At 44.4% G+C, this 12,708-nt stretch carries 10 protein-coding genes; 6 read left to right on the plus strand and 4 right to left on the minus strand.

Annotated elements, in window-relative coordinates; genetic code table 11:
• Window positions 1–6: 6 nt before the first annotated feature.
• The 3 genes from mrdA (at window position 7) to FW774_RS15390 (ending at window position 4,549) form a co-directional block, all read left to right on the plus strand.
• Window positions 7–1,944: a penicillin-binding protein 2 gene (mrdA, locus tag FW774_RS15380; protein WP_149349099.1), complete on the plus strand. Its 1,938-nt coding sequence runs from the start codon at window positions 7–9 to the stop codon at window positions 1,942–1,944.
• On the plus strand, window positions 1,941–3,200 hold the full coding sequence (gene rodA / locus FW774_RS15385) for a rod shape-determining protein RodA (protein ID WP_149349100.1): 1,260 nt from the start codon (window positions 1,941–1,943) through the stop codon (window positions 3,198–3,200). Before mrdA ends, rodA begins: the two co-directional genes overlap by 4 nt.
• Window positions 3,201–3,328: 128 nt before the next feature.
• Complete coding sequence (locus tag FW774_RS15390; RefSeq protein ID WP_149349101.1) at window positions 3,329–4,549, plus strand: serpin family protein; 1,221 nt, start codon at window positions 3,329–3,331, stop codon at window positions 4,547–4,549.
• 148 nt (window positions 4,550–4,697) lie between these two features.
• On the opposite strand, the gene FW774_RS15395 is transcribed toward FW774_RS15390, so the two are convergent.
• The 4 genes from FW774_RS15395 to FW774_RS15410 all read right to left on the minus strand — a co-directional run bounded on the left by FW774_RS15395 (window position 4,698) and on the right by FW774_RS15410 (window position 8,286).
• A complete protein-coding gene (locus tag FW774_RS15395) occupies window positions 4,698–4,898 on the minus strand; it encodes a hypothetical protein (protein ID WP_149349102.1) in 201 nt (66 codons plus the stop codon).
• A 9-nt stretch (window positions 4,899–4,907) separates the two neighbouring features.
• The gene (locus FW774_RS15400; protein ID WP_149349103.1) at window positions 4,908–5,780 is read right to left on the minus strand and encodes an SDH family Clp fold serine proteinase; all 873 of its coding nucleotides are present in this window, start codon (window positions 5,778–5,780) and stop codon (window positions 4,908–4,910) included.
• 149 nt (window positions 5,781–5,929) lie between these two features.
• Window positions 5,930–7,468 carry a YifB family Mg chelatase-like AAA ATPase gene (locus FW774_RS15405; RefSeq protein ID WP_149349104.1) on the minus strand — a complete coding sequence of 513 codons (1,539 nt, stop codon included), beginning with the start codon at window positions 7,466–7,468 and terminating at the stop codon, window positions 5,930–5,932.
• 44 nt (window positions 7,469–7,512) lie between these two features.
• Window positions 7,513–8,286: a hypothetical protein gene (locus FW774_RS15410; protein ID WP_149349105.1), complete on the minus strand. Its 774-nt coding sequence runs from the start codon at window positions 8,284–8,286 to the stop codon at window positions 7,513–7,515.
• Between the two features lie 347 nt (window positions 8,287–8,633).
• Here FW774_RS15410 and carB point away from each other — a divergent pair, with 347 nt between their 5' ends.
• The 3 genes from carB (at window position 8,634) to FW774_RS15425 (ending at window position 12,699) form a co-directional block, all read left to right on the plus strand.
• The gene (carB, locus tag FW774_RS15415) at window positions 8,634–11,450 is read left to right on the plus strand and encodes a carbamoyl-phosphate synthase large subunit (RefSeq protein WP_149349106.1); all 2,817 of its coding nucleotides are present in this window, start codon (window positions 8,634–8,636) and stop codon (window positions 11,448–11,450) included.
• 294 nt (window positions 11,451–11,744) lie between these two features.
• The gene (greA, locus tag FW774_RS15420) at window positions 11,745–12,218 is read left to right on the plus strand and encodes a transcription elongation factor GreA (RefSeq protein WP_149349107.1); all 474 of its coding nucleotides are present in this window, start codon (window positions 11,745–11,747) and stop codon (window positions 12,216–12,218) included.
• 202 nt (window positions 12,219–12,420) lie between these two features.
• Window positions 12,421–12,699, plus strand: coding sequence for a (2Fe-2S) ferredoxin domain-containing protein (locus FW774_RS15425; RefSeq protein WP_149349108.1), 279 nt, complete (start codon window positions 12,421–12,423; stop codon window positions 12,697–12,699).
• Window positions 12,700–12,708: the final 9 nt, after the last annotated feature.

Consider the following 12,708-nt stretch of genomic DNA (forward strand, 5'->3'; position numbering starts at 1 on the left):
CCGGATATGAATAGTTTTTTTGCCAGAAGATACGTTATCCAGGGAATTTTCATAGCTGTTGCGTTGGTTTTGCTGGCCCGTTTATTCTATATCCAGGTAGTTGACGACCGCTACTATCTTTCTGCCGAAAATAACGTACTTCGCCGCTTAATAATTTACCCTGCCCGCGGGCCAATTGTTGACCGTCACGGTAAAATACTGGTACAGAACGAGCCGGTTTACGATATTATGGTAATTCCGCGTGAAGTAAAACCCTTTGATACGCTGGAATTTTGCAACCTGTTAGGGATAGATAAAGCCGGCTTTGATAAGCGTTTCCATAAGGCGATGGTATATTCGCCCTACCGGGCATCTATTTTTGAAAAGCAGCTTTCGGCACGGATGTATGCCCGTTTACAGGAAAAGCTGTTTGAGTTTCCCGGTTTTTTCGTGCAGAACCGTACCGTACGTTCCTATCCCGATTCTACAGCCGCCCAGTTCTTAGGTTATATCGGCGAGGTTAACGATAAAATGATAGAAGAATCGGACGGGTATTACAAAGCCGGCGATTACATCGGGATTTCGGGTGTGGAAAAATCGTACGAAGAAGTATTGCGGGGACGTCGTGGCGTTCAGAACCTGATGGTAGATGCATTCAATCGCCCGAAAGGGCATTTTGCCGATGGTAAATACGATACCCTGGCCATAGCCGGCGAAAAGCTCGTTTCATCGTTAGACATGCGCATACAGAAGCTGGGCGAAAAGCTGATGAAAAATAAAGTGGGCAGTATTGTGGCTATTGAGCCGTCCAGCGGAGAAATACTGGCATTTGTAAGCAGTCCTACTTATGACCCTAACCTGATGGTTGGCCGGCAACGCGGTAATAACGTGGCCGCCATGTACAAAGATCCGTACAAACCATTCCTGATCAGGCCGATACAAGCCTATTATTCGCCGGGCTCATCGTTCAAGCCGGTTGATGCTTTGGTGGCCTTGCAGGAAAATTTAATTGCCCCCAATACCATATTTTACTGTCCCGGCGGATACCAGGCCGGTAATCATTGGGTGCGTTGTGAGCACGTAGATGGCCCTACCGATCTCACGAAAGCGATACGCATGTCGTGCAATACGTATTTTTGTTACACGTTCGATAAGCTGATCAGCAAAAGCGGGCCCAAATATACTACGGTGTCATTCAATGATTGGCGGCAGCATATCGGCTTGTTTGGCTTTGGAAACCGGCTGCATATCGATTTACCTAACGAGCGTCCCGGAAATGTGCCTACGCAAACACATTACGATAAGATCTTTGGTAAAAATCGCTGGCGCAGCAGCACCATTATCTCGCTGGCCATTGGGCAGGGTGAACTGCTGGCAACGCCTCTGCAACTGGCTAATATCGAATGTATCATAGCAAACCGGGGCTATTATTATACACCGCATCTCATCAAGGCTGTGGGTGAAAAGCAGGTGGTTAAGCCCGAGTTTAAGGTGCAGCACCGGGTTGGCGTTGACCCGAAATATTTTGAGCCCGTTATAGACGGCATGCAGCAGGTTGTTGAATATGGTACGGCCGCCGGAGCCCGCATTCCGGGTATTGTAATGTGCGGAAAAACCGGAACGGTACAAAATCCGCATGGTAAAAACCACTCGGTATTTGTAGCTTTTGCGCCCCGCGAAAATCCCAAGATCGCCATAGCGGTAGTGGTGGAAAATGCAGGCTACGGTTCATCGTGGGCTGCGCCGATAGCCAGCTACATGGTAGAAAAATATCTTACCGATTCTATCAGCCGGCCTAAGGCCCAGGTTGATTATATCATGAACGCCAACTTGCTGCCGGAACTTAATAAGCCCGCCAAAAAGGTGGTGCCCAAAACGGATTCGGTGAAAAAGGATTCGGCCGTATTGAAGCGTGCCGCGATAAGAAAAGAACAGTTGAACGCTAATAAATTGGCAGAACGATGAACCAGAGAAGCCTGTTTTTCAATGTGGACTGGGTGACCATTTTTATTTACCTGGCGCTGTGTATCATTGGTTGGTTTAACATTCACGCCGCTGTGTTTGATGTTAACCACGAGAGTATCCTGGATATGAGCACTAACTACGGAAAGCAATTCGTATTTATTGTCTCGGGTGTTATTCTGGGCATTGTTATTTTGCTGCTGGATTCCAAGTTCTTCAGCGCTTTTTCGCCTGTATTTTATGGAATAACCGTTTTACTGCTGGTGCTGGTGCTGCTTATTGGTCGTAATGTAGGCGGAAACCAGGCCTGGATTCCTATTGGCAGCTTCAGGCTTCAGCCGTCAGAATTTGCCAAATTTTCTACCTGTTTGCTGCTGGCACGCTACCTGAGCGCAACAACTACCAAGCTGCATGAGCTGCGAACTCAGCTTGCCTGTGCCGTTATTATACTGATACCCGTAGCCCTCATTATGCTGCAGCCTGATACCGGCTCGGCGATGACGTTTGTCTCGCTGGTATTTGTGCTGTACCGCGAGGGATTATCCGGTTATTTCCTGATTATCGGTGCTATTTTGATCACCCTGTTCGTACTGTCGTTATTGGTTAATAAATACCTGCTTATTGTAGGATTGGTAGCGATCTGCGGCCTGTTAATTTACCTGTTCAAGCGAAACAAGTCGCTTATTGCTACATTTTTAAGCGGATTGGTCATTTCGGTGGTTTTTGTATTTTCTGTTGATTTTGCGTATAACCATGTACTGAAATTGCACCAGCGTAATCGTATCGATGTGTTACTGGGCAAGGTACACGACCCACGCGGACAGGGATACAACGTAAATCAGTCCAAAATAGCTATAGGTTCCGGGAGATTGTGGGGAAAGGGCTATCTGCAGGGAACGCAAACCAAGTACAATTTTGTGCCCGAACAAAGCACCGATTTTATTTTCTGCACCGTTGGCGAGGAGTGGGGCTTTGCCGGTAGCTTTGTGGTGGTTGGTTTATATGTTTTCCTGCTGCTGCGTATCATCTTCCTGGCCGAGCGGCAGCGATCGTCGTTTACCCGTATTTATGGGTATGGTGTGGCGTCCATTATCTTCTTTCACTTCATGATCAATATCGGCATGACCATCGGCCTGGTTCCGGTTATTGGTATTCCATTGCCGTTTATCAGCTATGGCGGTTCCTCGCTGTGGAGCTTTACCATCTTACTGTTTATCCTGCTACGCCTGGATGCTAACCGTATGGGGTTTGTGGGATGATTTGTGTGGGTATTGCGAATATGGATTAAGCGAAGCGCTGGCTTTTAATTGAGACCTGCAATAGTGATATTTAGTGTAGCGTATTGCCCATATAATTCGTTACTTTATTAAACCAATTATTTTGAAGTATGAAAACGTTTTTAGTTGCTCTTGCTGTTTGTGTTGTTTTTGTTTCGTGCAAAAAGAGCAAAGAACCGTCGCCAGAGGGCAAGGATCTGGAGCTGACAGCCGCCGAAAAGCAAAATGTGAAAATTAATAACGAATTTACATTTAAGTTATTCGCTGATATTCTAAAAAACGAACCGGGAGATAAAAATCTCTTTACTTCGCCATTAAGTGCAGGTATTGTTCTCGGAATGACAAGTAACGGGAGTAATGGCACTACGTTAAACGCCATGCGTTCCACTTTAGGCTTTACCGATGTGGCAGAGCCTGATATGAACAGTTATTACAAAAAGCTGTCTGCCGGCCTTCCGCTGGTAGATCCCAAAGTATCATTAGATATTGCTAATTCTGTCTGGTACCGTAAGGGATTTGAGGTTTTACCCGAATTTAAGAATACAAACGCTACCTATTATCAGGCTGCTATTGAGGCATTGGATTTTAGCAGCCCGTCAGCAAGAGAAACCATTAACTCCTGGGTTAAAGAAAAAACTAAGAATAAGATACCATCTATTATTGACAGCCCTATCCCGGGTGATGTTGTGATGTACCTGATCAATGCCATTTATTTTAAGGGACAATGGAAGTATCAGTTTGATAAAAGCAAAACTAAAAAAGCACCCTTTTATGTCGATGAAGATCATCCGGTTCAGGCCGATTTTATGACCACTGATGCGGTTGTGAAAACCAGCACTATCGGCAATATCCGTACTGTGGAAATCCCTTATGGTAATGGCAAATTCAGTATGGTGATCCTGCAGTCATCGGGCAACATTAACCTGGCTAACTTTGCCTCGGATTTAAGCTCATCAGTGTGGGATGAAGCTGTTATGAATGCACACGAAACCAAAACTACCGTAATATTGCCTAAGTTTAAATTTGATTATGAAAAAGTGCTGAATCCTGAGCTGGCACAATTGGGAATGGGAATAGCGTTTAATGATGGTGCTGATTTTGCCCGGATAAACCCGGTTATTCAGCTAAAGATCAGTGTAGTGAAACAAAAGGCATTTGTAGAAGTAAATGAAGAGGGTACTGAAGCTGCTGCCGCTACATCTGTTGAGATAGTACCTACATCGATGCCATCAGACCCAACAATAACTATCAACCGCCCTTTTCTCTTTGTTATAAAAGAAAATAATACCGGGTTGATACTTTTTATGGGTAAGGTGAATAATCCTGTTTAAAATTGTTGAGCAAAAAAGGTTGGGCAGGGTTTCGGTTTCATTTGGTGGCTTTGTAGCCGCTGTTGATACAGCTTAAAGTTCTCGTTTCTATTCCCTATTGAGGAAATAGGATTTCGAAACACATACTTTAGTGTAGTATGACGATCTGTTATTTGCGTTTATTAATCGAAGAATAATAAGTCTTTCCTATGGTATCAACCTGGGGGAGATTGTAAACAGGATCTTTAATTAAACCAGCCTTTTTCATATCATTTAAGAGTTTGTCAAATTCTTTCTGTTGTTGTGCAGTAGAAGGCTTAGACAATTCTTTTGAAATTACCTGGGTAAGTTTTTTGGCTAATAATTTCATACAACAATATTAGATAAATTTTCTAGAATGTAAAAAAACTTCTGAACCACTTCTGAGGATATATTGACAAATCAGGTCATTGTATTGTCTTATTAAAGGCTTTAATACAGCGTCATTAGAGTAGTCTTCTATTTCCAGTTTTAAGATATTTGTTAATGCAAAGATGCCTATTGAACGACCATGAGAATGCCATATCTTATTATTTCCTAAATCTCTTGCAATTTCAGTTGCTCTATCTTCCTTTTCTTGTTGGGTAACAGGTTGCCCAATTTTAGTTGGGTTTGTACGATGTCTATCCCAATTTTTGAACTTATATTTTACCAACCATTCTTTTAATAAAGCAATTGTTAGATCTCTTGCCTGCTCATGTCGCCTTAACATTGCCAGGTCTTGTTGGGTTAGCATAACTAGTTCTGCTTGCGATAAACTTCCTTTCAGTGACTTATCAATAAGTTCTTCTACTTTATCAAGATAACCTAATGCAGGAACCCAATTACTGCCATTATAAACCTGGGGGTCAATGGGCCCAAGCGACGATGAATAATCCATGAAAATTTTGTCTCCGGACATGCAAAATATTGTTCCAGCAGAATATGCAGAATCAGGAACAATGAAATATACCTCCTTATAATGATGCCTGGTAATTTTGACCAGTTTCTCTACAGTCTCTGCACTTCCACCAGGAGTATTTAGAAAGATGCAAAGAGTTTCATTTTTTAAAGCATCCGATTTCAGATCTTCTATAAAGTCACGAAAAGGCTTCTCTAACGAGTCTGCTATTGGGCCATAATAAAAAATTACATCGGCATTAAAATGTTTTTCCAGTTTGTCTAACCTTTCGTTTAAAATATCATGTAAGGTTGAGTCGAAGATTGGTTTCATGGATTTTTATTGCGTAGTTTTAAGCGACTCCAGATCTTTTAAAAGAGCCAACGCCTTGTCATTTAACACATCAATTGTTAATGTTGTCATATTCACAAATATACTAAATGTCACCCACAATACTTAGTGCCAATAGTGCTTAGCTAAGTCTATCCCGCCCAGCCTTCTCTATCCAAGCTGCGGTAATGTATGGCTTCGGCCAGGTGTTCGGTCTGGATGTTTTCGCTTCCGGCCAGATCGGCAATGGTACGGGCAACTTTCAGGATACGGTCGTAAGCACGGGCCGATAACCCCAATTTTTCCATTGCTTTTTTCAATAATGCCTGCCCGGCCTCATTGATCTGGCAAACTTCGCGTACCATTTTTACACTCATTTGCGCATTACAGTATAGATCGGGTTTATGCTCAAAACGCTTGTCTTGTATTTCGCGGGCACGTGTTACCCGTTGCCGGATGTCGGCGCTTTTTTCGGCCACGCGGTCTGAGGCCAGCTCGTTAAAATCTACCGGTGTTACCTCCACATGCAGGTCAATACGATCTAACAACGGGCCGGATATTTTGCCCAGGTATTTTTGTACTGCGCCGGGTGGACAGATGCATTCCTTTTCGGGATGGTTGTAAAAGCCGCAGGGACAGGGGTTCATGGAAGCCACCAGCATAAAGCTGGCGGGATAATCTACCGTAAAGCGTGCCCGTGAAATGGTGATACGCCGCTCTTCGAGCGGCTGGCGCATTACTTCAAGCACCGTCCGTTTAAATTCGGGCAGCTCATCCAAAAACAATACGCCGTTGTGTGATAACGAAATTTCACCGGGCTGCGGATTGGCGCCACCGCCAACCAAAGCCACGTCGCTTACAGTATGGTGCGGCGAACGGAAAGGCCGTACAGTCATCAGCGAATCGCTGGCAGCAAGCTTACCGGCAACAGAATGTATTTTAGTGGTTTCTAAGGCTTCGTGCAGGTTTAGCGGCGGCAGAATGGTGGGCAACCGACGGGCAAGCATGGTTTTACCGGCGCCGGGCGGCCCGATCAGGATAACGTTATGCCCGCCGGCCGCGGCAATTTCAAGGGCCCGTTTGATATTTTCCTGGCCTTTTACATCCGAGAAATCGCTCTCGTAATTGTTGATGTTATTTAAAAATTCCTGCCGGGTATCTACGATGGTTGTTTCAAGGGTGCGTGTGCCGTTCAGAAAATGGATAACATCGGCAATATTATCAATGCCGTACACTTCCAGATCGCTTACAATGGCAGCTTCGCGGGCATTGGCTTTTGGCAAAATAACTCCCTGAAATTTTTCTTTTCGTGCCTGAATGGCTATGGGCAGGGCGCCTTTTATGGGTTGCAGTCCGCCATCCAGCGAAAGCTCGCCCATGATCAGGTATTGGTCTAATTTCCCGTCGCTGATCTGGCCGGAGGCTGCCAGAATACCGATGGCAATGGCCAGATCGTATGCCGAGCCTTCTTTGCGGATATCGGCTGGAGCCATGTTGACCACAATTTTTTGCCGGGGCATACGGTAGCCTGCGGCATGTATGGCACTTTCTACCCGCTGTAAACTTTCTTTTACGGCGTTATCGGGCAGGCCGACAATGTAATATTTTGTGCCGCCGCTAATGTTAACTTCTACGGTTATGGTTGTAGCTTCGATGCCGTAAACGGCGCTGCTATACGTTTTTACCAGCATAGCATAAAAATACTAAGGTGGTACAGCATTTACAAATGGAAGTGTTACAAGGGTTTATAGCTCATGTGCAGCTCGGCATACGCTGCCGTTTTGTCGCCGGAGCCGTCATTGTATTTTACACCGTTTGCTTTAGCGTAAATTGATAAAATAGTGCCGCTTTTCGTGTTTATTTCTATATTAAAAAAATCTCCGATAGTATAATTGAAATAATCCTTATCCGCATCTCTATTAATAGGCATCCTTATTCCCCCTATGACTATTGCTCTAATCCCCAGGTTAGTAGTTACTCCATTAAAATCTGTTTGCGATAGCCGATAATAATTGCCACCCAAACAAGGGTAAGAATCATAAAAAGTGTAAGCATGTATTACATCAGAATTTCCATTACCCATAATTTCGCCTATGGTAACAAAGTCTTTTCCATCACTGGAGCGTTCTATTGTAAAATGAGAATTAACAGCCTCGGATGACGTAGCCCAGTTTATTTCAACTCTTGAATTTTTTATTACCGCTGTAAAAGCTGTCAGGTTTACAGGAAGTGTATGTGTATCTTCACCGGAAACACCGGCAAGCGTTTTACCCGGTTTGATGTTGTCCATCGAAATCGTTAAGGAATCATCCTGTAGTTTTAGGTATTGGTAATTATTGTAAACCAAGGGTTTATCGCTGTACAGCTTCTTCCCCGAAGCATCAAAATATGCTACCTGGTATGAATCCAGTTGCCAGGTTCCATTAAGTCCTGAAAGATTTTTATCGTTGTCTTTTTTGCAGCCGGTCAATACAAAAAGCAGGCAAATAAGTAAAACGGTATTTCTCAAAGCGATATATTTTTTATAAAGGTATATTTTTATAGAAATAAGCGCAAGATGAGTCCATGCTAAGGGCATTAAGAACCGCTGAATTGTTGTATTGCTGAATTGTTAAATTGTTCTCTGCGGGCTTTGCGTGGAATTTCGTGAACTTAGCGTGAACATTCACGCTAAGAGCGCCAGGAACTTCTCTGCGGGCTTGGTGGGGAAACCCTTAAGAATTTCAGTTAAAGTTATTCGCAAAATGCTTTTTTAATTACTATCTTTGCATCCCGACAAACAAATCGGGGATTTTACTCCCGGCAGTTGTGAAGTCACTAAATTCTTGACTTTTAACTTTTTTGACGCAGTCAAATATGCCTAAAAACACTTCCATTCACTCCGTATTAATTATTGGTTCAGGTCCCATTATCATTGGTCAGGCCTGCGAATTTGATTACTCAGGCTCACAGGCAGCCCTTTCATTGAAAGATGAAGGCATTGAAGTATCGATCATCAACTCTAATCCGGCAACCATCATGACCGATAAGGTTATTGCCGATCATGTTTACCTGTTACCCTTAACCTGCGACAGCATTGAGCAGATACTACAGGAACAAAAAATTGACGCGGTGCTGCCAACCATGGGCGGCCAAACCGCTCTGAATCTCTGTAAAGAGGCCGAAGAGCGTGGTATCTGGGAAAAATATAATGTAAAGGTAATTGGCGTTGACGTTGCTGCCATTGAAAAAACAGAGAACCGGGAGGAATTCAGGAAACTGATGGTGGATATTGGCGTGGGCGTGGCGCCTTCGAAAATTGCCAACTCCTTCCTGGAAGGCAAAGAGGCTGCACAGGAGATCGGCTTTCCGCTGGTTATCCGGCCATCGTACACGCTTGGCGGTACCGGAGGTGGTTTTGTGCATAAAAAAGAAGATTTTGATGCAGCGCTAAGCCGTGGCTTGCAGGCATCGCCTACCCACGAGGTGCTGGTTGAGCAGGCCGTTTTGGGCTGGAAGGAATATGAGCTGGAGCTGCTTCGCGATAATAAAGATAACGTGATCATCATCTGCTCCATTGAGAACTTTGATCCAATGGGCATTCACACGGGCGATTCTATTACCGTAGCGCCGGCTATGACCCTGAGCGACCGCTGTTACCAGGAAATGCGTAACCAGGCCATCCGCATGATGCGTGCCATCGGTAATTTTGCCGGAGGCTGTAACGTGCAGTTCTCGGTAGACCCGGCAACAGAAAATATCATCGCCATAGAAATCAATCCGCGGGTTTCGCGTTCATCGGCCCTGGCCTCAAAAGCAACCGGGTATCCCATTGCTAAAATTGCCGCCAAGCTGGCCATAGGCTATAACCTGGATGAAATTGAGAACCAGATCACCAAAACCACATCGGCATATTTTGAGCCCACGCTGGATTATGTGATCGTAAAAGTGCCCCGCTGGAATTTTGACAAATTTAAAGGCGCTAACCGCGAGCTTGGTTTGCAGATGAAATCGGTAGGAGAGGTGATGGCTATCGGCCGTACCTTTATCGAAGCATTGCAAAAAGCCTGTCAGAGCCTTGAGATCGGGCGGCTGGGTCTGGGCGCTGATGGTCGCCAGAGCCGTAATCTCGAAGCTATTATGCACAGCCTGGAGCATCCAAGCTGGGACAGGTTATTCCATATTAAAGATGCCATGAGCCTGGGCGTGCCCATAGAATCCATTCGCAAGGCAACCAAAATTGATAAGTGGTTCTTATTGCAGATACAGGAGCTGGTTAACCTGGAAGTTGAGCTGAAACGCTACTCGCTTAACAACATACCGCATGATTTCTTTGTTACGCTGAAGCAAAAGGGATTTTCGGATGCGCAGATCGCCTGGCTGTTAGGCAACGTTACCGAAGATGATGTTTATAACCGCCGCAAAGAGCTTGGCATAAAACGGGTGTACAAAATGGTAGATACCTGTGCCGCCGAGTTCCCTGCACAAACGCCGTATTATTACTCTACCTTTGAAGATGAGAACGAATCGATTGTAAGCGACCGGAAAAAGATCATTGTACTGGGTTCAGGGCCAAACCGTATCGGGCAGGGAATAGAGTTCGACTATTCATGCGTACACGGATTGCTTGCCGCTAAAGAGACCGGCTTTGAAGCCATCATGATAAACTGTAATCCTGAAACAGTGTCTACCGACTTTAACATGGCCGATAAGCTGTACTTTGAACCCGTTTTCTGGGAGCATGTGCGTGAAATTATCGATTTGGAAAAGCCGGAAGGTGTTATTGTGCAGCTGGGTGGGCAGACAGCCCTGAAGATGGCTGAGAAATTGAGCCAGAACGGCATTAAGATCATCGGTACTTCTTTCGAAAACATGGATATTGCCGAAGACCGCGGCCGTTTTTCAGACCTGCTGAAAGAGCTGGATATTCCGTATCCGAAATATGGTGTAGCCGAAACAGCCGAAGAAGCGCTTGAGGTTGCCCATGAGGTAGGTTACCCGGTGCTGGTTCGCCCGAGCTATGTATTGGGTGGCCAGGGAATGAGCATTGTGATCAACGATGAAGACCTGGAAAAAGCGGTGGTAAAGCTGCTGGGCGATCTTCCGGGCAACCGTGTATTGATCGACCACTTCCTTGACCGTGCCGAAGAAGCCGAATCAGATTCTATCTGCGATGGCGAGGATGTTCATATTATCGGTATGATGGAACATATTGAGCCTGCCGGTATCCACTCGGGCGATTCGAGTGCGGTATTGCCGCCATTTAACCTGCCCAAAAGCGTAACCGACCAAATGGAAGCATATACCATCAAACTGGCTAAGGCGCTTAATGTTCGTGGCCTGCTAAATATCCAGTTTGCTATAAAAGACGGAAAAGTATATGTTATTGAGGCCAATCCACGGGCATCGCGTACGGTTCCGTTCATTGCCAAGGCGTATGATGTGCCTTATATTAACATAGCAACTAAAATTATGCTGGGTGTAAATAAATTAAAAGACTTTACCATCGAGCGTAAGCTTAAAGGATATGCTATTAAAGAGCCGGTATTTTCTTATGATAAATTCCCGGAAATTGATAAGGAGCTTGGCCCCGAGATGAAATCGACCGGCGAAGCTATCCGCTTTATCAAAGACCTGAACGATCCTTATTTCGTGAAGCTTTATAAAGAAAAATCCATGTATCTGAGCAAATAAGGCTCAAAGCTTATTTCATTATTCCGGCCCCTTTTAAGTACCCGGGGGCCGGAATGTTTTTCTTCAGTTTATCCTTGTTTTCTTAATATCTTTCTCTGCCCGCAATCCAAACGCTAATACGACGTCTCGGGACAATGACGCCACATTTTTTTAGATGCGTTTGCCCTGAACTTTAATCCAAAAAATTTGCAAATCACAAAACAGGCTTATATCTTCGTGTTTTAAGGCAAGACTATATCTGTACATGCAGGCATAGTCTTGCTTGTTTTTTATAGATATACAAAAAAGTGAGTTATGGCAGATGTAACCTATTACACCAAAGAAGGATTAGAAAAGTTAAAAGAAGAATTGCATTACCTGAAAACTCAGGGGCGGGCTAACATAGCAAAAGCTATAGCCGAAGCCCGCGATAAAGGCGACTTATCTGAAAATGCGGAATACGATGCTGCTAAAGAGGCGCAGGGGCTGCATGAATCGAAAATTGCCAAGCTGGAAGAAACACTGGCTAATGCCCGCTTAATTGATGAATCGAAGCTGGATACGTCTAAAGTACTTGCACTGTCTATTGTGAAGATCAGGAATGTTAAGAATGGGGCCACAATGAGCTATCAGCTGGTTTCTGAAACTGAAGCCGATCTAAAGGCCGGTAAAATTTCAGTAAAATCGCCTATTGCCAAAGGCTTATTAGGCAAATCGGTAGGCGAACTGGCAGAAATTGAGGTTCCCGCCGGTAAGCTGGAATTTGAAATACTGGAGATCAGCCGGTAAAAACGGTTTTCTTGCCAAATATATCTGGCGCTGCTGCACAATAGGCAACAGCGCTTTTTTATTGCAGTACAGGTATGCTTACAATAAAACCATTTAACCGTAAATGCTATTTTAATAGTAACTTAGTATCGGGTTTGCTTAAGTGGGTTTGTTTATCTTCCTGGTTTGAGCTACTGATCTGACTTTACATAAAAGCAGCATAATGGGTAAATTCAGCACACCTGAAGAAATTATTTATGTTTGTACCGGGAGCAAATGCGGTAAAAAGGGTGGTAAAGCTATGTATAAACTGCTCAGATCCTATCTGAAGCATGCTAAAACGATTGAAGTTATCCGCACCGACTGTACAGACCGCTGTAAATTTGCACCGGTGCTTTGTTTCCAGCCACAAAATATATGGCTTAAAGAATATTCAGAACGCGAAGTGCTGCAACTGCTGGAAAAGCTTGTGCAAAAGGAGGAATCGCAGGGTTATGATTGATCATCCTCT

It is taken from the genome of Pedobacter sp. BS3, from assembly GCF_008274585.1.
In the GTDB taxonomy this organism is placed as follows: Bacteria; Bacteroidota; Bacteroidia; order Sphingobacteriales; family Sphingobacteriaceae; genus Hufsiella_A.